We start from the raw sequence: 21,436 nt of genomic DNA, 5'->3' as shown, positions 1-21,436 counted from the left end.
GTGCCCACTGCTCAAGCATGGAGGGCATGATGGCGACGCGTGAAGACGCCCTGTCCCCATCCGATCCGTCGCTGCTGGAAAAGGCCAAGCAGGCCCGCCAGCTGCGCGCGGCGATGAGCAAGCTGGGACCCCGTGAGCTGTTCGTCGATCCGGCCTGGGACATGATGCTCGAGCTGTTCATCGCGGCCGAGCAGAAGCAGCAGCTCTGCGTCAAGGACCTGATCCTGCTCTCGGGCGAAAGCTCGACCAGCGCACTGCGTCGGATCGACCGGCTTCAGGGATCGGAGCTCATCACCCGGCAGGTCGATCGCACCGATCACCGCCGCGTCCGGGTCGCGCTGACGCCGCAGGGCTGGGCGTCGATGGCGGCTATGCTGGAGCATCTGTTCGACCCTCCCGCGACGCGGGAGGCGCCGGCCCGACCCGCCACCTTCCGGCCGCATCATCCGCGCGACTGAAAGCGCAACCAGGGCCGGCATCATGCTTGAACCACGCGGCTCACCTCCCTAGCTCCGCCACGCTGCATTGCAGCAAAGCCGGAGATCGCCGCATGCCCTCGCCCGCCCCCGCGCCGCGCCCCGTCGGGCTCGTCCACTTCGCGCTCGCGCTCGGCGGCTTCGCGATCGGCACGACCGAATTCGCGACGATGAGCCTGCTGCCCTTCTTCTCCCGCGATCTTGGCATCGACGCGCCGACGGCGGGTCATGTCATCAGCGCCTATGCGCTGGGCGTGGTCGTCGGCGCGCCGCTGCTGGCGGTGCTCGGTGCCAAGCTGCCGCGACGCGTGCTGCTGGTGATCCTGATGGGGCTGTTCGCCGTGGGCAACGGCATGAGCGCGCTGGCGCCGACCTATGGCTGGATGCTCGCCTTCCGGTTCCTGAGCGGCCTGCCGCACGGTGCCTATTTCGGCATCGCCGCGCTGGTCGCCGCGTCGCTGGTGCCGCAGGAGCGGCGGACGCAGGCGGTCGGCCGCGTGATGCTTGGGCTAACGGTGGCGACCATCATCGGCGTGCCCTTCGCCAACTGGCTGGGTCAGGCGATCGGCTGGCGCTGGGCGTTCGGCATGGTCGCCGCTTGCGCTGCCGCTACGGTGGCGATGGTGCTGGCGGTCGTGCCGCATGACCGGCCCGATCCTCAGGCGAGCGCGCTGCGTGAACTGAGCGCGCTGGCGCGGCCGCAGGTGTGGCTGACGCTCGGCATCGGCGCGATCGGTTTTGGCGGGCTGTTCGCCGTCTACACCTATCTCGCCTCCACGCTGATGGAGGTGACGCGGGTCGGACCCTCCGCGGTGCCGATCGCGCTGGCAGTGTTCGGCGTCGGCATGACGCTCGGCAATCTGCTCGTCCCCCGCTTCGCCGATCGCGCGCTGATGCCGACGGCAGGCGGGCTGCTGCTGTGGAGTGCGGCGTCGCTGGCGCTCTACACGGTCGCGGTCCATTCGCTGTGGACGATCCTGCCGGTGGTGCTGGCGGTGGGCTTCGGCGGTGCGCTCGGCACCGTGCTGCAGACGCGGCTGATGGACGTGGCGGAGGACGCGCAGGGGCTGGCCGCGGCGCTGAACCACAGCGCGTTCAACTTCGCCAATGCGCTCGGCCCATGGCTGGGCGGGCTGGCGATCCAGGCGGGCTATGGCTGGGCGTCGACCGGCTGGGTCGGCTGCGGTCTCGCGCTCGGCGGCTTCGCGATCTGGCTGGTCGCGTTGCTGGCGAGCCGCCGGACACCGGCGCGCGACAAGCTCTGCCCGGCGGCCTAACGGTCGGCCCCGATGAACCTGCATCTGCCCGACAGCCTCGATCCGCGCCGCTACCTGCGCCCGCGCCGGCGCAACATCGCCTCGGTGACATCCGAGGTGCGCGACGGCATCGTGCCGGCGGCGGACGGCATCGCGCAGACCGGCGACCATGCCGGCGGCAGCGCCAGCGTCAATTACCGGACGGTGGCGCTGATCATCGCCTGCGCGATGTTCATGGAGTCGCTCGACGCCACCGTGCTGGCCACCGCCTTGCCCACGATGGCGCGCGATTTCGGCGTCCGCGCGCCGGAAATGAGCGTCACGCTGACCTCCTATCTCCTCGCCCTCGCCGTCTTCATCCCGGCCTCGGGCACGATCGCGGACCGGTTCGGTGCGAAGCCGGTGTTCCGCGCGGCGATCCTGCTGTTCGTGGCGGGTTCGCTCGCCTGCGGCATGGCGCCAACGCTGGAGCTGATGACGCTTGCCCGCTTCGTGCAAGGGATCGGCGGCGCGATGATGCTGCCGGTCGGGCGGCTCGTGCTGCTCCGCTCGGTCGCCAAGCGGGACATGGTGTCCGCCATGTCGTGGCTGATCATGCCCGCGCTGATCGGGCCGATCCTGGGGCCGCCGCTCGGCGGCTTCATCGTCGGCTATGCGGACTGGCGCTGGATCTTCTGGCTGAACCTGCCGATCGGGATCCTCGGCTTCCTGCTGGTCGGCCGCTTCATCGCCGACGTGCGCGAGCCGTCCTCCGCGCCGTTCGACCTGCCCGGCTTTCTCCTCTCGGCCGTCGCACTCGGCTGTCTGCTGTCGGGCTTCGAGATGGCGAGCCGGGAGGATGGCGCCGCCTTCGCCGCCCTGCTGATCGGCGTCGGCGCGATCGCGGGTGGATTGTATCTGATGCACGCCCGGCGCGCGGCGCATCCGATCCTCGACATTTCGCTGATGCGGGTGACGACCTTCCGTCTATCACTGATCGGCGGATCGCTGACGCGCATCACGCAAGGCGCCCAGCCCTTCCTGCTGCCGCTGATGATGCAGCTCGCCTTCGGCCTGTCACCGGCGCAGAGCGGGGCGATGACGGTGGGCACCGCGATCGGCTCGTTCGGGATGAAGCCCGTCGCACGGCGGCTGCTGCACCGCTTCGGCTTTCGCCAGAGCCTGATCGTCATGGGCGTGCTGGGAACGGGCGCTTATGCACTGTGCGGCCTTTTCCGGCCGGGCTGGCCGCTGCCGGCGGTGTTCGCCGTGCTGGTGCTGTCCGGCTTCCTCATGTCGTTCCAGTTCACCGCCTACAACACGATCGCCTATGACGAGATCGGCAAGGAGCGGATGAGCGCGGCGACGAGCTTCTATTCGACCTTCCAGCAGCTGATGCTCTCGCTCGGCATCTGCGTCGGCGCGACAGCGTTGCACGCCTCCATGGCGGCGCATGGACGGGCGGAGCCGGCCTTCGCCGACTTCTCGGCCGCCTTCTGGACGGTGACCGGCCTCTCGCTGCTGGCGGTGTTCGTCAACGCCCGCTTCGATCCGGCCGCGGGCGCGGAGATGAGCGGGCGAGCGGCGCCTCAGCCGGCGCCCGCTGCCTGACGGCTGCTCGCCGCCGCCACGGACGTCAGGTTGACGATGCCGCGGGCGGTGATGCCCGGTGTCAGGACGTGGAGCGGCTTGGACAGGCCGAGCAGCAGCGGACCGACCACCTGCCCGCTCGCCGCCGCCTGCAGCGCGGTGAGCGTGATGTTGGCGGCATCGAGGTTGGGCATGATCAGCAGGTTGGCGGAGCCGGTCAGCGGGCTGTCCGCCACCAGCCGATCGCGCAGCGGCTGCGACAAAGCGGTATCGGCGTGCATCTCACCATCCACGCGGAAGTCCGGCTTTTGCGCACGGATCAGCTGCACCGCGCGCCGCATCTTGCGCGCGCTGTCGCTGTTCGAGGCGCCGTAATTGCTGTGAGAGAGCAGAGCCGCCTGCGGCTCCAGCCCGAAGCGGCGCACCTCCGCGCCGGCCAGCATCGTCAACTCGGCAATCTGCTCCGCGCTCGGATCGGGGATCATGTGCGTATCGGCGATGAACAGCGTGCCCGCATCGATGATGACGGCAGACAGCGCATAGACGCGGTCGACGCCCTCGGCCCGCGGCACGATCGGCAGCACGAGCTGCATCTGGCTCCACCACTCGCTGTTGCCGCCGACCAGCGCCGCATCGACATGGCCGGCGTGGAGCAGCATCGCCGCGGTGACGGACGGGCGGCGGTAGATGCGGCGCTGCGCATCCTCCAGCGTCGCACCGCGCCGCCCCGACAACGCCTGATAGGGGGCGACGAGCGCGCGAAGCATGTCGCCGCCTTCTTCGGGATCGACGATCTCGACATCCTGATCGAGCCGCCAGCGCAGCGACAGCGCCGCGAGCTTGCGCTCGACGATCCGCCGACGGGCGACGATCACGGGGCGGCCGAGCCCCTCGTCCACCACCGACTGGATGGCACGCAGTACGCGCTCATCCTCGCCCTCGCCATAGGCGATCCGCGCGGTGGCGCGGCGCGCGGCGGCGAAGACGGGCAGCATCAGCGTGCTGGAGCGGAAACTGCGCTGCTCCAGAGCGCGGGCATATCCGGCAATGTCGGCGATCGGGCGGCGCGCGACCCCGCTCTCCGCCGCCGCGCGGGCGACGGCGGGCGCGACTTCGAGGATCAGGCGCGGATCGAACGGCGCGGGGATGATGTAATCGGAGCCGAAGCTGGGCGGCTGACCGCCATAGGCGGCGGCCACCGCCTCATGCGCCGGCTGGCGGGCGAGCGCGGCGATCGCCTCGGCGGCGGCGGCCTTCATCGCCTCGTTGATCTCGGTCGCGCCTGCATCCAGCGCGCCGCGGAAGATGAAGGGGAAGCAGAGGACGTTGTTGACCTGGTTCGGGAAATCCGACCGGCCTGTGGCGACGATGGCGTCGGGCCGTGCGGCCCTGACCAGATCGGGCAGGATCTCCGGCTCCGGATTGGCGAGCGCGAGGATCAGCGGCTTGTCCGCCAGCATCTCCAGCCATTCGGGCTTCAGCACGCGTGGGGCGGAGAGGCCGAGGAAGATGTCGGCACCCGCCAGCACCTCGGGCAAGGTACGCGCGTTGGTCGCCCGGGCATAACGCGCCATGTTGGGCGTCATCCCCGCGCGCTCGGCTTGCACGACGCCGTCCTTGTCGGTCAGCGTCACGTTGGCGACGGGCAGGCCCATCGAGACAAGCAGGTCGACGCAGGCCAGCGCCGCGGCGCCCGCCCCCGAGGTGACCAGCCGCACCTCCCCCAGCGACTTGCCCTGAAGCAGCAGCGCGTTGCGCACGGCCGCTGCAACGACGATGGCGGTGCCGTGCTGATCGTCATGGAAGACGGGGATGTTCAGCCGCTCGCGCAGGCGCCGCTCGATCTCGAAGCATTCCGGCGCCTTGATGTCCTCGAGATTGATGCCGCCGAAGGTCGGCTCCAGCAGCGCCACCGTCTCGACGAACTTGTCGGGATCCTGCGTGTCCACCTCGATGTCGAACACGTCGATATCGGCGAACTTCTTGAACAGGACGGCCTTGCCCTCCATCACCGGCTTGCCCGCCAGCGCGCCGATATTGCCGAGGCCGAGCACCGCCGTGCCGTTGGAAATCACGGCGACCAGATTGCCGCGCGCGGTGTAATCGCGTGCCTTGTCGGGATCGGCGGCGATCTCGAGGCAGGGGGCCGCGACGCCGGGCGAATAGGCGAGCGCGAGGTCGCGCTGCGTCGTCATGCGCTTCGTCGCCTCGACCGAAAGCTTCCCCGGCCGGGGCAGGCGGTGATAATCGAGCGCGGCCTTGCGAATATCGTCGTCCATGCCTGCCTCTTGCGGCCGATGGCGCGCGCTGGCCACCCCGAAGTGACAGGTCAGCGGTCGATTCGGCGCAACCCCGTCGCATAGCGGCGCTGGCGCTCCGCATAGCTCGCCGCCGAGGCGCGCAGGGCGGCCATCGCCTCGGGCGAAAGCGTGCGCTTCACCTGCGCGGGCGAACCGACGATGAGGCTGCCCGCCGGGAACACCTTGCCCTCCGTCACCAGCGCGCCCGCGCCGACCAGGCAGTCGTCGCCGATCACCGCGTCGTTGAGGATCGTCGCCCCCATGCCCACCAGCACGCGGTTGCCGACGGTGCAGCCGTGCAGCGTCGCATGATGGCCGACGGTCACCTCCTCACCCAACGTCAGCGGGCTGCCGGGATCGGAGTGCATGACGGCGCCCTCCTGCACGTTGCTCCGCGCACCGATGAGGATGGGCGTGTTGTCCGCCCGGATCGCGGCCCCGAACCACACGCTGGCCCCCTCCCCCAGCCGCACATCCCCGATCAGATCGGCCGAAGGGGCCACCCAGGCGGAGCCGTCGGGCGGCAGCGTCGGGCTCTGCCCGTCAATCTCGTAGAGCGGCATCAGGCCTCCTGCTTTGCGCGCGCACGATAAAGGTGGAGCAGCGGCTCCGTATAGCCATTCGGCTGGTGCTCGCCCTCGAACACCAGCGCCCGCGCCGCCTGAAAAGCGAGGCTGTCACGCGTGAGCGGGCGGTAGAGCGGATCGCCCGCATTCTGCGCGTCCACCTTGGCGGCCATCCGATCGAACGCGGCCTCCATCTCCGCTGCGGTGCAGACGCCGTGCGCCAGCCAGTTGGCGATATGCTGGGAGGAGATGCGCAGCGTGGCGCGGTCTTCCATCAGGCCGACATCGTGGATGTCCGGCACCTTGGAGCAGCCGATGCCCTGATCGATCCAGCGGACGACATAGCCGAGGATACCCTGCGCATTGTTGTCCAGCTCGTCACGAACCTCCTGCGGCGACCAGTTTCGGCCGGTGGCGAGGGGAAGGCTCAGCAGCCGCTCTAGCGATGCCACGGGCTCGGCCCCGCGCTCCGCCTGGCGGGCGAACACGTCGACCCGGTGATAGTGGGTCGCGTGGAGCGTCGCGGCGGTCGGGCTCGGCACCCACGCGGTGGAGGCGCCGCCGCGCGGATGGGCGATCTTCTGCTCCAGCATGTCCGCCATTCGATCGGGCGCGGCCCACATGCCCTTGCCGATCTGCGCCCTGCCCGACAGCCCACAGGCAAGGCCGATCTGGACGTTGCGGTCCTCGTAAGCGGCGATCCAGTCGGACGCCTTCATCTCCGCCTTCCGGATCATCGGGCCGGCGCGCATCGATGTGTGCATCTCGTCGCCCGTGCGATCGAGGAAGCCCGTGTTGATGAAGACGATGCGGTGCCGCACCGCATGGATGCACGCCGCCAGATTTGCAGAGGTGCGACGCTCCTCATCCATCACGCCGACCTTGATCGTGTGGCGGTCGAGACCGAGGAGGTCCTCGATTGCGTCGAACAGGCGATCGGTGAAGGCGACCTCGTCGGGCCCGTGCATCTTCGGCTTGACGATGTAGATCGAGCCAGCGCGGCTGTTGGTGCGGGCGCCGTTCAGGTCGTGCAGCGCGATCAGGCTGGTGAGGATGCCGTCCAGGATACCCTCGGGCGCCTCCGTCCCGTCCGGCAGCCGCACCGCAGGCGTGGTCATCAGATGGCCGACGTTGCGGACGAAGAGCAGGCTGCGGCCGGGCAGCGCGAAGGCGGTGCCGTCGGGGGCGGTGTAGGTGCGGTCGGGCGCGAGGGTGCGCGTGACGGAGCGGCCTCCTTTGTCGAAGCTGGCGGTGAGCGTGCCCTGCATCAGCCCGAGCCAATTGGCATAGGCTGCCACCTTGTCCTCGGCGTCAATCGCCGCAACCGAATCCTCGAGATCGCAGATGGTGGTGAGCGCCGATTCAAGGACGACGTCGGCGATCCCGGCGGGATCGTCGCGGCCGATCGGGTGGTCACGATCGATCACCAACTCGATATGCAGGCCGTTGTGGCGGAACAGCAGGGTCTCGCCCGCGCGGCCGACCAGTTGCGCGGGATCGGCCAGCATCGGATCGCCACCGGCAAAGTCCGCCCAGCATCCGTCGGCGAGCGGCACCGCATCGTCGAGGAATGCCTTGGCCCAGGCAATCACCTCACGGCCCCGCGGCGGATCATAGCGGCCAGGCGCGGGCGTGCCGGGGATCGCATCGGTGCCGTAGAGCGCGTCGTAGAGGCTGCCCCAGCGCGCGTTGGTGGCGTTGAGCAGGAAGCGCGCGTTCAGGATCGGAACGACGAGCTGCGGGCCCGCCATCGTCGCCACCTCCGCATCGACGCTGCCTGGGGCGACGGTGAAGGGTGCCGGCTCCTCGACGAGATAGCCGATCTCGCGCAGAAAGGCTTGGTAGGCGGCTGGATCGAACGGCGCGGGGTTCGCCGCGTGCCAACCATCGATCTGCGCCTGCAAGGCATCGCGTATTGCCAGCAAAGCGGCGTTTTCCGGCGCGAAGCGCGCAAAGATCGCTGTGACGCCGGCCCAGAAGGCGTCAGGATCGAGCCCGGTACCCGGCAGCGCCCGCTCCTCGACGAAGCGGACCAGCGGTTCCGCGATGTTCAATCCGGCGCGCTCGATCATGCCTGCCCTCGTTCGTGTCTCCGCAGGTCGATGTAGACCGGAGAAGCGCAGCCCGGTAGGCGCGGAAAGGGCACAGCAGTCGATCGCTGGAGGAACAGGTGGACCGCGATTATGATCTGTTCGTGCGGATCATCGAGGGCGGCAGCCTCTCCGCTGCGGCACGCGCGCTCCGCCTGTCCCCCGCCATGGTGTCGAAGCGGCTGGCGCGGCTGGAGGAGCGGCTGGGCGCGCAACTGATCCGCCGCACCACGCGTCGGCTGGAGCCGACGCAGGCGGGCGCGCGCTTCTACGAGGCGGTGAGCGCGATCCTGACGGCGGCGGCGGATGCGGAGGCGCAGGTGGCGGGCCGCACGCGTGCCGTTGCGGGACCGCTTCGCCTTTCGGCACCGACCAGCTTCGGCCGGATGCACGTCGCGCCGCTGGTCGCGCGCTTCCTCGACATGCATCCGCATGTTCGTATCGAGCTGGACCTGTCCGACGGCTTCACCGATCTGGTGGCGGAGCGGGTCGACCTCGCCATCCGCATCACCGCTTCTGTGCCGCCCAGCCTTGCCGCCACGCGCCTCGCCACCAGCCGCCGAATCCTCTGCACCGCGCCTGCCTACCTCGCCAAACATGGCCCGCCCGCCCGCCTTGCCGACCTGACGCAGCATCGGTTGCTCGCGGCGGAGGGACAGCTGCCGTGGCGGCTCGTCCGCGGCGGACGGCCGCTGACCGTTCAGGGCGAGAGCATCGTCGGCACCAACTCCAGCGAGGTGGTGCGCGAGCTCGCGCTGGCCGGCACCGGCATCGCGCTCCGCTCGCTGTGGGACGTTGGGCCGGATCTTGCCGCCGGTCGCCTCGTCCGCGTGCTGGAGGATGTCGAGGGTTCAGCCGATGTCGGCATCTGGGCGGTACACCCGCGTACGCCGCTCGTCCCCGCGGCGGTGACTGCCTTCACCGCGCTGCTGGCGGAGGCGTTCAGTCCGCCGGCGCCGTGGGAGCGGTGAGCGCGTCCTCGTCCCACCGCAGCACCACCGCGTCGATCTTGCGCAGCGTCGCGACGAAGGCGTCCAGCTCGCCCTCCGGCAAAGCGGCGAAGATGCGCTCCTCCAGCTCCAGCGCCTTGGGCGCGACCTGCGCGTAAAGCGCGCGCCCCGCCGCCGACAGGCTCAGCCGGTGCGAGCGCTTGTCGCCGGGATGCGGGCGCTTCAGCAGCAGCCCCCGCGCGGTGAGCGCGATCGCGGCGCGGCTAACCGTCACCTTGTCCATGCGGGTGGCAAGGCCGATCTCCTGCTGGCTGATCCCGTCATGCTCGGCCGCCACCGCGATCACCCGCCACTCGGGGATGCGCAGGTCGAACAGCGCCATATAGGCGCCCGCCACCGCCTCGCTGACGAGGTTCGACGTGAAGGACAGCCGATACGGCAGGAATTCGTCGAGGATGAGGGCACGCTTTGCCATGCTTGATCGTATCATTTGACACTCGCCGCGCAATCGCGACATAGTTTCATCTGTTACCAGTTGGAGAGGTCGGCATGGCAGATATCGGGCAGCAGACGGCGGAGGTGCCGCAGGCGACGGCGAACCCGCTCGGCCTCAACGGCTTCGAGTTCGTCGAATTCACCTCGCCCGACCCTGAGGCGATGGCGCGCCAGTTCGAGGCGATGGGCTTCGTCCCGACGCACCGCCACCCGCGCAAGAACATCACCCGCTACAAGCAGGGCCGCATCAACCTGATGCTCAACCGCGACGATGCCGGCCGCGTCGCCGCCTTCCGCGGGGAGCATGGGCCCTCCGCCAGTGCGATGGCATTCCGTGTCGCCGATCCGCAGGCCGCACTCGACTGGGCGCTGGCGCACGGCGCGGAGCGGACGGACGAGGACGATACCGTGATCCGCGGCATTGGCGGCTCCTACCTCTACTTCATCAAGGACGGCGCGGACCTCTACGCCGACTGGGCCGAGTTCCCCGGCTGGCGCGAGGCGGAGGCGGCGAACAGCGTCGGGCTCGACCTGCTCGACCACCTCACCCACAATGTCCGGCGCGGCCAGATGCGGGTGTGGAGCGAATTCTACCGCACGCTGTTCGGGTTCGAGGAGCAGAAGTATTTCGACATCAAGGGCCAGGCGACCGGCCTGTTCAGCCAGGCGATGATCGCGCCCGACAAGGCAATCCGCATTCCGCTGAACGAGAGCCAGGACGACAAGAGCCAGATCGAGGAGTTCATCCGCGAATATAAGGGCGAAGGCATCCAGCACCTCGCCCTGACCACGGACGACATCTACACGACGGTCGAGAAGCTGCGCGAGCGCGGCGTCAGCCTGCAGGACACGATCGAGACCTATTACGAGCTGGTCGACAAGCGCGTCCCCGGCCATGGCGAGGATCTGGAGCGGCTGAAGCGCAACCGCATCCTCGTCGACGGCAGCGTCGAGCGCGGCGAGGGCATCCTGCTGCAGATCTTCACCGAGACGATGTTCGGGCCGATCTTCTTCGAGATCATCCAGCGCAAGGGCAATGAGGGCTTTGGCAACGGCAATTTCCAGGCGCTGTTCGAGTCGATTGAGCTGGATCAGATCCGGCGCGGCGTGATCCAGGTCGATGCCTGATCCGCGGACGAAGCAAAGCTTCGGCCCGGATGCGGCACATCGGTGGCGCCATCGACCGGCCGGCGCGCGCGAGCCGCGCATAGGGCGCGGCTTCGCCGCGACCGACGCGCGGCGGGAGGCTTAGCGTGACCACCTACCAGACCGGCTTCCTCAACCACTTTGCGACTGAAGCCGTCCTTGGCGCGCTGCCGGTCGGCCGCAACTCGCCCCAGTGCGTGCCCTTCGGCCTTTATGCCGAGCAGCTGTCGGGCACCGCCTTCACCGCACCGCGGGCCGAGAACCGCCGGTCGTGGCTCTACCGTCTGCGGCCGAGCGCGGCACATCCGCCCTTCACTTGCTATGCCGGCGCGCCGCACCTGCGCGGCGCCCCGTTCAACGAGGTGCCCCCCTCCCCCAACCGGCTGCGCTGGGATCCGCTGCCGCTGCCCGACCAGGAGGTGGATTTCGTCGCCGGGCTCGTCACGCAGGCGGGCAATGGCGACGGTGCGGCGAGCGGCATCTCCGTCCATTTCTACGCCGCCACCGTCTCGATGATGCGCGCCTTCTTCGATGCGGATGGCGAGCTGCTGATCGTGCCGCAGCAGGGTGCACTCAGGATCGTGAGCGAGATGGGCGTGATCGAGGCCGCGCCGCTCCAGATCGCGCTCATCCCGCGCGGCGTGCGCTTCCGAATCGAGCTGATCGAGGGGCCAGCGCGCGGCTATGTCTGCGAGAACCACGGGAGCCCGTTCCGCCTGCCCGATCTCGGGCCGATCGGCGCCAACGGCCTCGCCAATCCGCGCGACTTCGAGACGCCCGTCGCCGCGTATGAGGATGTCGACGGCGCTTATGAGCTGGTCCAGAAATTTCAGGGCCGGCTGTGGACGACGACGCTGGATCACTCGCCGTTCGATGTGGTCGCGTGGCACGGCAATCTCGCGCCCTGCCGCTACGATCTGACGCGGTTCAACACGATCAACACGGTCAGCTTCGACCATCCCGATCCGTCCATCTTCACCGTGCTCACCTCGCCCTCGGAGCGCGCGGGCACGGCGAACTGCGATTTCGTGATCTTCCCGCCGCGCTGGATGGTGGCGGAGGATACGTTCCGCCCGCCCTGGTTCCACCGCAACGTGATGAGCGAGTATATGGGCCTGATCGTGGGCGCCTATGACGCCAAGGAAGGCGGCTTCGTGCCAGGCGGCGCCTCGCTGCACAACCAGATGAACGGGCACGGGCCGGACCGGGCGAGCTATGACAAGGCGGTCTCCGCCCCGCTTGCCCCGCACCGGATCGAGGGCACGATGGCGTTCATGTTCGAGAGCGCGCACGTTCTGGCGCCCACGCGCTGGGCGGTGGAGTCGCCGACGATGCAGCTCGACTATGACGAGTGCTGGTCCGGCTTCGCCAAGGCGGAGCTGCCCGGCGCATGATGCGGCTGCACGGCTATTGGCGATCGGGCACCGCCTATCGCACGCGCATCGCGCTGAACCTGAAGGGCCTGGCGTATGAGCAGGTGCCGCACGACCTGCGGACGGGCGAACAGCGCGCGGCCGACTATCTCGCGCTCCAACCCCAAGGCCTCGTGCCCGCGCTGGAGAGCGAGGACGGCGTGCTGATGCAGAGCCCGGCCATTCTTGAGTGGCTGGAGGAGCGCTATCCCGATCCGCCGCTGCTGCCGCCCGAGCCCGGTGCGCGCGCCACGGTGCGGGCGATGGCGGCGGTGATCGGCTGCGACATCCACCCGCTGAATAATCTTCGCGTGCTGAAGGCGCTCCGCGGCGACCTCAGCGCGACGCAGGCGCAGGTGGATGGCTGGATCGCCCACTGGATCGGCGAAGGCTTCGCCGCGCTGGAGACGATGATCGCGCGCCACGGCGGCGGCTTCGCTTATCGCGATACGCCGACGTTGGCCGACTGCTACCTCGTGCCGCAGCTTTATTCGGCCGATCGGTTCGGCGTGGACGTAACGCCCTATTCGCATCTCCTCGCCGCGGCCGAACGGCTCAGGGCAATACCAGCGGTCGCCGCTGCCCACCCCGACATGCAGCCGGACGCCGGATGAGCGCCGACGCGCGCCTCTCCGCCACCCCGGCGGGCGTGCGGCTGGGGCCGCTGGACGCCATCGCGGACGGGAGCGCGCGCAACTATGTGTTGCAGCTTCGCGCCGGACGCTTCCACGGCTTTGTCGTGCGGCGCGGTGATGCGGTGGTCGGCTATGTCGACCGGTGCCCGCACATGGGCGTGCCGCTGGCGCAGAAGCTGGACGATTACCTCACGCCCGATGGCCAGCTGATCGCGTGCAGCTGGCATGGCGCGCTGTTCGACGTGGATGGGGGCCTCTGCGTAGGTGGCCCGTGTGCCGGCCAATGGCTGACACCATGGCCGGTCGCAGTGATCGACGGATCGATCGTCACCGCCTGACCGCCCGTCAGATGTGCCGTTTCTCCAGCTTGCGGGCGAGCGTGCGGCGGTGAAGCCCGAGGCGGCGGGCGGCCTCCGACAGGTTGAAGTCGGTTTCCGCCAGCACCTGGTGAATATGCTCCCACTCCAGCGTCTTGATCGAGGTGGACCGGGTGGTGAGATTGACGCCCTCATCCCCATCCACCTTCTCGAACGCGCCCTCGATGTCGTCGCTGTTGGCGGGCTTGCTGAGATAGTTGGTTGCGCCCAGCTTGATGGCTTCGACTGCCGTGGCGATGCTGGCGAAACCGGTCAGCACGACAATGCGGGTCGTCGGGTTCAGTTCGTGCAGCTGGCGGATACAGCCGAGGCCCGAGGCGCCACCCAGGCGCAGGTCGACGATGGCGCGGGTCGGGCGAAAGCGGGTGGCGACCTCCTCCAGCCCGGCCGGCTCATGCAGCACCTCGACCGCATAGCCGCGTTTCTCGAACGAGCGGGCGAGCGTGCGGGCCAGCACCGCATCGTCCTCCACGATCAACAGGCGTCGTGCCTCGCTCATGAAGCAGACTCCACCGCCACGGCCGACAAGGGCCAGGTCAACGTCACCTCGCCGCCCCCGCCCGCCGCATCCCGCGCCTCGATGCGCCCGCCCAGCGTGCGCAGCACGTTGGTGGCGAGGAACAGGCCGAGGCCGGCGCCGTGGCGCGTCTTGGTGCTGCGATAAGGCTTGCCGAAATCACGCAGGATGGCGGGTGCAAAGCCGCGGCCGTCGTCGCGCACCGTCACCCTCACCGTCTCTCCCTCGAGCCGCAGGCTGACATGGACGCACGTCGCGCCCGCCTCCGCCGCATTGTCGAGCAGGTTGACGATGGTCTGGGCCAGCGGTTCGTCGGCGATGATCGGCGGATCGTGCGCCAGCGCGTCGTCAATCTCGACAGTCGGGGTCGTGGCGCTCTCCCAATTGTCCACCACGTCCCGCACGAAGTGGCGGAGCGTGGTGCGGACCGGGGCATCGCCGCGCACCTCGCCCGCCGCCAGCAGCACCTGGCCGACGATATCCTTGCAGCGGCCGATCTGCCCGGCCATCTCGTCCAGCTCCGCCATCAGCGCGGGCGATCCGCTGAGCGCGGGATCGTGCCGCCAGTCCCCGATCATCACCGCCATCGAGGCGAGCGGCGTGCCCAGTTCATGCGCGGCCCCGCTGGCGAGCAGGCCCATGCGGACAATGTGATCCTCCTCCGCCGCACGCTGGCGCAGATCGGCCAGCCGGGCCTCGCGCTCCGCCAGATTGCGGACGATGCGCGTGACGAACAGCACGAGCAGGATCGCCGCGAGCGTGAAGCTGACCCACGCGGCGGCGATATGCGGCGGCGACATCGCCGCGCCGAACCCGGCCGGCAGGCGGAAGGGCGACGCGCCGAGCCAGGCGAACAGCACGCTCGTGAGCGCAACCAGCGCCCAGCTGGCCCAGGCTGGCAGCAGCACCGCGGCGATCACCACCTGCAGCAGATAGAGGCCGACGAACGGGTTGGTCACGCCGCCGCTGAGGTAAAGCTGCACCGTCAGGCAGATGACGTCGACCAGCAACGTCGCGAACAAGGCGGCATCACCGATCTGGCGGCGCGCGGCGATGGTGCCGATCAGCAGGTTGAGCGCGACCAGCACTGCCAAGGCAGCGATCATCGGCGCCAGCGGCAAGGGCACGCCGAAGCCGAACCGCACGAGCAGGATCGTCGCCAGCTGCCCGCCGATCGCCAGCGAACGCAGCACCGACAGCAATCGCACGTTGCGCGCGCGGGCATCGCCGTCGAGCGGCTCGGGCGGCAGGAAGGACAGGCCCGTCATCGCCGCCCGTCCTGCGCCCCGCGCGGCCGCCGCGCAACGGCCCAGGCGAACACGGCCGCAATCCCCGCCAGCGCGAACCACGTCAGCGCATAAACGAGATGCGCGTTGCGGAAGCGGACGACGGTCAGGCCGCCGCGGGGCCAACCCGGGCCTTCGGCCTTGGCATCGATGAAGAAGGGGGCCGGGTCCCTCACGCCGCGCGCGTGCGCGATGGCGCGCACGTCGCGCGAGAACCAGCGATCCGCGGCCGGATCGTTGCGCCGCAGGAAGCCGCCGCCCGGCTCATCAAGCCGCAGCAGTCCCTCGATCTCGGCAGGTCCGCTCACCGGCGCGATGCTGCCTTTCAGAGCATCGGGCACGAAGCCGCGATTGACCAACACCACTCCAGTGGCCGTCTGAAGCGGGCTCATCACCCACCAGCCGCCGCCGAGATCGGTCACCGCCTTGACCAGCGCCGGACGGACTGGCTTCCAGACGCCCGCTAAACGCACGCGCAGATAGGCACCGTCCTGAGCGAGCGCCGGCCACGCCGCCGGCGGCGGAAGCGGCCGTGCAGGCGCCGCAATCCGCGCGTCCACCCGCTCGATGAGCGCCAGCTTCCACGCCCGCCGCTCGATCTGCCAGACGCCCAGCCCCGCCAGCACGAGCGCCGCGAGCGCAGCGCAGGCGGCAAGGAGCAGGCGGCCGCGCCGCATCACATGCCGCCGCTGCCCGTTTCCGTCATCATGTGCGGCATCATGTTGGCGTTCATGTTGTACATGACCCAAAGCGAACCCGCGATCACGATGACGACGATGATGGCGGTGAAGATCAGCGCCATCACGGTCCAGCCCGCCTCGGACTTCGTGTTCATGTGCAGGAAGTAGATCATGTGGACGACGATCTGGATCGCCGCGGCTACGGTGATCAGGCCCGCGGTGATGCGCGTGTCGGTGAAGGCGCCCCCCATCACCAGCGCGAACGGAATCGCCGTCAGCACCGCCGACAGCAGGAAGCCGATCACATAGCCGCGACGCGATCCGTGCGGCGCATCGTCGCCATGCTGCGCCTCATGGCCCTGCGTCTGGTGGCCCGACGCGCTCATCGCAGCACTCCCATCAGGTAAACGAAGGTGAACACGCCGATCCAGATCACGTCGAGAAAATGCCAGAACAGCGACAGGCATTGCAGCCGCCGCACATTGTCCGCGATCAGCCCGCGCCGTGCCACCTGCACCATCAGGACGGCGAGCCAGATCAGCCCGCTGGTGACGTGCAGGCCGTGCGTGCCGACCAGCGTGAAGAAGGCGGACAGGAAGGCCGAGCGCGTCGGCCCTGCGCCTTCGTGGATCAGGTGCGAGAATTCGTACAGCTCGATGCCGATGAACGCGGCGCCGAACAGCCCGGTCAGCGCCAGCCAGGCGAGCGTCGCCCCCTGCTTCTTCTCGTCCGTCGCGATCATCGCGAAGCCGTAGGTAATCGACGAGAAGAGCAGCATCGCGGTGTTCACCGCAACCAATGGCAGATCGAACAGCTCTTTCGCGGTCGGGCCGCCCGCGGTGCTGCCGCCATAGACGCCGTAGGCGGCGAACAGCATTGCGAAGATGAGGCAATCGCTCATCAGGTAGAGCCAGAAGCCCAGCATCGTGCTGGCGCCCGGCGGATGCGGGTGATCCTCGACGTCGTAAAAGACGGGGTTTTCCGCGCCGGGCGGCGTGGCGGTCTGCTCGCTCATCGATCAGACCTCCGCCGCCGCAAGCGCCTTGGTGCGCGCATCTTCGAAGCGGCGCACGTCGTCCACCGGAATGTCGAAATCGCGGTCATAGTTGAAGGTGTGGAAGATGGCGTAGCCGATGACCCCGGCGAATGATATCGCCGCAAGCCACCAGATATACCAGATCATCGACAGGCTGAAGACGGTGGACAGGCCCGCCAGGACGATGCCGGTCGCGGTGTTCTTCGGCATGTGAATGGCGCGGAACCCTTCGGTCGGCCGCGATGCCTTGCGCGACTTCATGTCGTACCAGGCGTCGAGATCGTGGACGACGGGGGTGAAGGCGAAGTTGTAGGCCGGCGGCGGCGACGAGGTCGCCCACTCCAGCGTGCGCCCGCCCCACGGATCGCCCGTTGTGTCGCGCAGCCGCTCGCGGTCGCGGATCGAGACGTAGAATTGCATCAGCATGGCGCCGATGCCCGCCGCGATGATCGCAGCGCCAATCCCTGCGATGATGAACCAGATCTGCAGCGAGGGATCGTCGAAGGTGCGCAGCCGCCGCGTGACGCCCATCAGGCCGAGCACATAGAGCGGCGTGAAGGCGACCCAGAAGCCGACCACCCAGCACCAGAAGCTGATCGTGCCCCAACGCTTGTCCAGCTTGAAGCCGAAGGCCTTCGGCCACCAGTAATTGATCCCCGCGAACATCCCGAACAGCACGCCACCGATGATGACGTTGTGGAAGTGCGCCACGAGGAACAGCGAGTTGTGCAGCTGGAAGTCCGCCGGCGGCACCGCCAGCAGCACGCCCGTCATCCCGCCGATGACGAAGGTGAGCATGAACGCGATCGCCCACATCATCGGCAGCTCGAACCGGATACGCCCGCGGTACATGGTGAACAGCCAGTTGAAGATCTTCGCCCCTGTCGGGATCGAGATGATCATCGTCGTGATGCCGAAGAAGCTGTTGACGCTGGCGCCCGAACCCATGGTGAAGAAGTGGTGCAGCCACACCAGATAGGCGAGGATGCAGATTACGATCAGCGCGTAGATCATCGACGTATAGCCGAACAGGCGCTTGCTGGAGAAAGTCGACACCACCTCGGAGAAGACGCCGAACGCGGGCAGGATCAGGATGTAGACTTCCGGGTGACCCCAGATCCAGATCATGTTCACGTACATCATCGGGTTGCCGCCACCCGTGTTCGTGAAGAAGTTGGTGCCGACGTAGCGATCGAGGCTCAGCATCGCGAGCACCGCGGTCAGCACCGGGAAGGCGGCGATGATCAGCACGTTGGTGACGAGCGACGCCCAGGTGAACACCGGCATCTGGAACAGGCCCATGCCGGGCGCACGCATTTTGATGATGGTGCAGAGCAGGTTGACGCCGGATAACAAAGTGCCGACGCCCGCAATCTGCAAGGCCCAGATATAATAATCCACGCCGACATCGGGCGAGTAATCCAGCCCCGAAAGCGGCGCCATCGCCAGCCAGCCGGTGCGGGCGAATTCGCCGACGAACAGGCTGGCCATGACGGTCACGGCCCCGCTCGCCGTCATCCAGAAGCTGAAATTGTTGAGGAACGGGAAGGATACGTCCCGTGCGCCGATCTGCAACGGCACGACATAGTTCATCAGCCCGGTGACGAACGGCATCGCCACGAAGAAGATCATGATGACGCCGTGCGCGGTGAACACCTGATCATAATGATGCGCGTTCAGATAGCCGTCGTTGTTGAACGCCATCGCCTGCTGCAAACGCATCATGATCGCGTCGGAGAAGCCGCGCAGCAGCATGATCGTGCCCAGGATCATGTACATGATCCCGATCTTCTTGTGATCGACGCTGGTGAACCACTCCGTCCAAAGATAGCGCCACAGCTTGAACCAGCTGAGCGCCGCGACCAGCGCAACACCGCCCAGCGCCACCACGATGAACGTGCCGAGGATTATCGGCTCGTGGATGGGAAAGCTTTCCAGCGTCAGCCGGCCGAAGATCGTCTTGAGGAGCGTATCGGACATGGGGTGAACTCAGGCTTCGGCGCGCGACGCGCGGGCGATGGGACCGCGCGGCGGCAGCGCCCAGGTGAGATTGCGGTTGGCACGGTGACCGGGATCGCGCGCACCGGGGGCCGGCCCGGGAGGGGCGGAAAGATGCGGGCTCGATCCCTTCTCGTGCGGCTCGCGGGTTAATGCGCCTTCGGCTTCGCCGGGGCGGGGTGCACGATTGTTGACCCCCTTCTGCATGCCATGTCCGCTCATATCCATGCACGGCGTACCGGGCTGGACGCACATCGCCACCACCCGCTCGAACAACCGCGGATCGACGCCGCCGAAGCCGATCGGGCGGACCCGCTCGCTCGGCCGCTCCAGCTTCAGATAGGTCGGCACGTCGAGCCGTCGCGGCTGGCGCCGCACGTTCGCCGCCCAGCTGGCGAAGCGCGTCTCGGGCACAGCATAGGTCCAGAAGCTCATGCCCGAAAAGCCGGCGCCGCTATAATTGCCCGAGCGCCCCTCGAACTTGCCGGTGCGGTTGAGCACGCCGTGCAGGCGCGTCTCCATGCCGGCCATGGTGTAGATCATGCCTGCCATGGACGGCACCCAGAAGGTGTTCATCACGCTGGAGGATGTCATGCGGAAGCGGATCGGCCGGTCGACGGGCACGACCAGCTCGTTCACCGTGGCGATGCCCTGTTCGGGGTAGATGAACAGCCATTTCCAGTCGAGCGAAACGACTTGCACCTCAAGCGGCCGCACCGCCGGCGTGAGAGGCCGCCCCTCCGCCAGCCGATCAAGCGGGCGATAGGGATCGAGCGTGTGCGTGCCGACCCACGTCAAGGCGCCGAGCGCAACGATGATGACGAGCGGAGCGGACCAGATGATCAGCTCCAGCCCGGTCGAGTGGTCCCAATCGGGATCGTAATCCGTATCCTCGTTGGTCGCGCGGTAACGCCAGGCGAACAGCACCGTCAGGATCATGACGGGCACGATGATGAGCAGCATCAGCCCCGTCGCCCACAGGATCAGGTGCGACTGCTGGCGCGCGACATCGCCCGCCGGATCCATCACGACGGTGCTGCACGCGCCGAGCAGCGGCATGGCCGCCAGCGGCCACAGGCGGAGCGAACGGAAGAGAGGCTGAGCCATCGTCGCCGAGCTAGGCTTTGCCGCAGCGCGGCGGAAGTGGACAATTTGTCCTATCCCCCGCTGCGCCCGAGGGGCGTAGAGCAGCGTTCGAACGTTCGAACTCGTGAAAGTCTGGGATCATGGCCGAGGCCGCCACCGCCAATTCCGCACCGCATGAGCGCGATGCACGCCGCGTCAACGCGCGAGGCGACCATGATGTTCGACCGGGCGACATCGCGATCGGCGTCGTGATCGGCCGTACGTCGGAATATTTCGACTTCTTCGTCTACGCGCTCGCCTCGGTGATCGTGTTTCCGGCTTTGGTCTTTCCGACGTTCGACCGGCTGACCGCCACCATCCTGTCCTTCTCCCTGTTCCCCCTCGCCTTCCTTGCCCGGCCGATCGGCACGCAGATCTTCATGGCGCTGGATCGGCGCTATGGCCGCGGTGCGAAGCTGACGATGGCGCTGCTGCTGCTCGGCACGTCCACGGTGGCGATCGCCTTCCTGCCGGGCCATCAGACGGTGGGCGCGGCATCGGCGGTGCTGCTTGCTGCCGGGCGGATCGGCCAGGGTTTCGCGTGGGGCGGCACGTGGGACGGGCTGGCCTCGCTGCTCGCGCTCAATGCGCCCGACAAGCGGCGCGGCTGGTGGGCGATGGTGCCGCAGATCGGCGCACCGCTGGCGCTGCTGCTGGCGAGCGGGCTGTTCGCTTTCTTCCTGGGTACGCTCACCCCGGCGGATTTCATCAACTGGGGCTGGCGCTATCCCTTCTTCGTCGCCTTCGCGATCAACGTTGTCGCGCTGTTCGCCCGGCTGCGCATCGTCGTGACCCCGGAATATGACGAGATGTTCCGCAGCCGAGAGCTCACCCCCTCGCGCGTCCCCGCCACGTTGAAGGCGCAGTGGCGCAACATCGTGATCGGCGCGTTCGCCCCGCTGGCCAGCTATGCGCTGTTCCACATGGTGACGGTATTTCCGCTCTCATGGGTGGCGCTGTTCACGCAGCAGAGCCTGACGCGCTTCCTGATGATCGAGATGGCGGGTGCGGTGATCTGCCTGCTGGCGATGATCGCATCGGGGCTGCTGGCGGATCGGATCGGACGGCGATCGGTGCTCGGCTATACCGCAGCGGCCATCGCGGTATTTTCGGGCTTCGCACCGCAGCTGCTCGAAGGCGGGGAGATGGGCGAGATCGTGTTCATGGGCGCGGGCTTCCTGCTGCTCGGCCTGTCCTTCGGCCAGTCGTCGGGCGCGGTGACGAGCAACTTTCCGAAGCGTGCACGCTACACCGGGGCCGCGATCACGTCCGATCTCGCATGGCTGTTCGGAGCCGGCTTCGCGCCGCTGGTCGCGCTGGTGCTGGCGCAGGCCTACGGCATCGTCGCGGCGGGCGCCTATCTGCTGTCGGGCGCGCTGGCGACCTTGGCCGCGCTCGGCCTCAACAAGGAACTGGCCCGCCGGCTGGACTGATCGGGAGAGAGTGGGGGAGAGTCGCGCCGGCGCCTCGATCCCCCAGCTGCCCCGCCGTTGCCGGTCTGACCGGCGGCTCCGCTCCGATT

General features: G+C 68.3%; 20 protein-coding genes. 9 read left to right on the top strand and 11 right to left on the bottom strand.

The window, feature by feature from the left end; all coding sequences use genetic code 11:
- The first annotated feature begins 29 nt into the window (after positions 1–29).
- The 3 genes from BM360_RS00245 to BM360_RS00235 all read left to right on the top strand — a co-directional run bounded on the left by BM360_RS00245 (position 30) and on the right by BM360_RS00235 (position 3,322).
- The gene (locus BM360_RS00245; RefSeq protein WP_242653226.1) at positions 30–458 is read left to right on the top strand and encodes a helix-turn-helix domain-containing protein; all 429 of its coding nucleotides are present in this window, start codon (positions 30–32) and stop codon (positions 456–458) included.
- 92 nt (positions 459–550) lie between these two features.
- Positions 551–1,753: an MFS transporter gene (locus BM360_RS00240; protein WP_093309205.1), complete on the top strand. Its 1,203-nt coding sequence runs from the start codon at positions 551–553 to the stop codon at positions 1,751–1,753.
- Positions 1,754–1,765: 12 nt separating this feature from the next.
- Positions 1,766–3,322 carry a DHA2 family efflux MFS transporter permease subunit gene (locus BM360_RS00235; protein WP_093309204.1) on the top strand — a complete coding sequence of 519 codons (1,557 nt, stop codon included), beginning with the start codon at positions 1,766–1,768 and terminating at the stop codon, positions 3,320–3,322.
- On the opposite strand, the gene BM360_RS00230 is transcribed toward BM360_RS00235, so the two are convergent.
- From BM360_RS00230 to BM360_RS00220, 3 genes are read right to left on the bottom strand one after another with little or no spacing between them, the layout of a single operon-like run.
- Positions 3,301–5,580, bottom strand: coding sequence for an NADP-dependent malic enzyme (locus BM360_RS00230; RefSeq protein WP_093309202.1), 2,280 nt, complete (start codon positions 5,578–5,580; stop codon positions 3,301–3,303). The genes BM360_RS00235 and BM360_RS00230 overlap by 22 nt on opposite strands.
- Positions 5,581–5,630: 50 nt before the next feature.
- Positions 5,631–6,164, bottom strand: coding sequence for a gamma carbonic anhydrase family protein (locus tag BM360_RS00225; RefSeq protein ID WP_093309200.1), 534 nt, complete (start codon positions 6,162–6,164; stop codon positions 5,631–5,633).
- Positions 6,164–8,239, bottom strand: coding sequence for a malate synthase G (locus BM360_RS00220; RefSeq protein WP_093309197.1), 2,076 nt, complete (start codon positions 8,237–8,239; stop codon positions 6,164–6,166). The genes BM360_RS00225 and BM360_RS00220 overlap by 1 nt, the downstream gene beginning before the upstream one ends.
- Before the next feature lie 98 nt (positions 8,240–8,337).
- Between BM360_RS00220 and BM360_RS00215 the strand changes: the two genes are divergently transcribed.
- Positions 8,338–9,228: a LysR family transcriptional regulator gene (locus BM360_RS00215; protein WP_093309194.1), complete on the top strand. Its 891-nt coding sequence runs from the start codon at positions 8,338–8,340 to the stop codon at positions 9,226–9,228.
- On the opposite strand, the gene BM360_RS00210 is transcribed toward BM360_RS00215, so the two are convergent.
- Positions 9,200–9,682 carry a MarR family winged helix-turn-helix transcriptional regulator gene (locus tag BM360_RS00210; protein WP_093309193.1) on the bottom strand — a complete coding sequence of 161 codons (483 nt, stop codon included), beginning with the start codon at positions 9,680–9,682 and terminating at the stop codon, positions 9,200–9,202. The genes BM360_RS00215 and BM360_RS00210 overlap by 29 nt on opposite strands.
- A 74-nt stretch (positions 9,683–9,756) precedes the next feature.
- Here BM360_RS00210 and hppD point away from each other — a divergent pair, with 74 nt between their 5' ends.
- The 4 genes from hppD to BM360_RS00190 all read left to right on the top strand — a co-directional run bounded on the left by hppD (position 9,757) and on the right by BM360_RS00190 (position 13,233).
- Positions 9,757–10,830 (top strand): 4-hydroxyphenylpyruvate dioxygenase, encoded by a 1,074-nt coding sequence (gene hppD / locus BM360_RS00205; RefSeq protein ID WP_093309190.1) that lies wholly within the window; start codon positions 9,757–9,759, stop codon positions 10,828–10,830.
- 125 nt (positions 10,831–10,955) lie between these two features.
- Complete coding sequence (hmgA, locus tag BM360_RS00200) at positions 10,956–12,242, top strand: homogentisate 1,2-dioxygenase (protein WP_093309189.1); 1,287 nt, start codon at positions 10,956–10,958, stop codon at positions 12,240–12,242.
- Complete coding sequence (maiA, locus tag BM360_RS00195; RefSeq protein ID WP_093309186.1) at positions 12,239–12,874, top strand: maleylacetoacetate isomerase; 636 nt, start codon at positions 12,239–12,241, stop codon at positions 12,872–12,874. Before hmgA ends, maiA begins: the two co-directional genes overlap by 4 nt.
- Positions 12,871–13,233 carry a Rieske (2Fe-2S) protein gene (locus tag BM360_RS00190; RefSeq protein ID WP_093309183.1) on the top strand — a complete coding sequence of 121 codons (363 nt, stop codon included), beginning with the start codon at positions 12,871–12,873 and terminating at the stop codon, positions 13,231–13,233. The genes maiA and BM360_RS00190 overlap by 4 nt, the downstream gene beginning before the upstream one ends.
- 7 nt (positions 13,234–13,240) lie before the next feature.
- Here the strand turns inward: BM360_RS00190 and BM360_RS00185 are convergent, their stop codons facing one another.
- From BM360_RS00185 to cyoA, 7 genes are read right to left on the bottom strand one after another with little or no spacing between them, the layout of a single operon-like run.
- On the bottom strand, positions 13,241–13,771 hold the full coding sequence (locus BM360_RS00185) for a response regulator transcription factor (protein WP_093309181.1): 531 nt from the start codon (positions 13,769–13,771) through the stop codon (positions 13,241–13,243).
- Positions 13,768–15,057: an ATP-binding protein gene (locus BM360_RS00180; RefSeq protein WP_093309179.1), complete on the bottom strand. Its 1,290-nt coding sequence runs from the start codon at positions 15,055–15,057 to the stop codon at positions 13,768–13,770. The genes BM360_RS00185 and BM360_RS00180 overlap by 4 nt, the downstream gene beginning before the upstream one ends.
- Positions 15,054–15,752 (bottom strand): SURF1 family protein, encoded by a 699-nt coding sequence (locus BM360_RS00175; protein ID WP_093309177.1) that lies wholly within the window; start codon positions 15,750–15,752, stop codon positions 15,054–15,056. The genes BM360_RS00180 and BM360_RS00175 overlap by 4 nt, the downstream gene beginning before the upstream one ends.
- On the bottom strand, positions 15,752–16,141 hold the full coding sequence (cyoD, locus tag BM360_RS00170; RefSeq protein ID WP_093309175.1) for a cytochrome o ubiquinol oxidase subunit IV: 390 nt from the start codon (positions 16,139–16,141) through the stop codon (positions 15,752–15,754). The genes BM360_RS00175 and cyoD overlap by 1 nt, the downstream gene beginning before the upstream one ends.
- Positions 16,138–16,770 (bottom strand): cytochrome o ubiquinol oxidase subunit III, encoded by a 633-nt coding sequence (gene cyoC, locus BM360_RS00165; RefSeq protein WP_093309173.1) that lies wholly within the window; start codon positions 16,768–16,770, stop codon positions 16,138–16,140. The genes cyoD and cyoC overlap by 4 nt, the downstream gene beginning before the upstream one ends.
- 3 nt (positions 16,771–16,773) lie before the next feature.
- Positions 16,774–18,771, bottom strand: a complete 1,998-nt coding sequence (gene cyoB / locus BM360_RS00160) for a cytochrome o ubiquinol oxidase subunit I (protein ID WP_093309170.1) — start codon at positions 18,769–18,771, stop codon at positions 16,774–16,776.
- Between the two features lie 9 nt (positions 18,772–18,780).
- Positions 18,781–19,896: a ubiquinol oxidase subunit II gene (cyoA, locus tag BM360_RS00155; protein ID WP_093309167.1), complete on the bottom strand. Its 1,116-nt coding sequence runs from the start codon at positions 19,894–19,896 to the stop codon at positions 18,781–18,783.
- Between the two features lie 119 nt (positions 19,897–20,015).
- On the opposite strand from cyoA, the gene BM360_RS00150 reads away from it, so the two are divergent.
- Positions 20,016–21,347: an MFS transporter gene (locus BM360_RS00150; RefSeq protein ID WP_093309164.1), complete on the top strand. Its 1,332-nt coding sequence runs from the start codon at positions 20,016–20,018 to the stop codon at positions 21,345–21,347.
- Positions 21,348–21,436: the final 89 nt, after the last annotated feature.

The organism is Sphingomonas jatrophae, from assembly GCF_900113315.1.
Lineage (GTDB): Bacteria > Pseudomonadota > Alphaproteobacteria > Sphingomonadales > Sphingomonadaceae > Sphingomonas_P > Sphingomonas_P jatrophae.
This window is presented reverse-complemented; position numbering and strand designations above follow the sequence as displayed.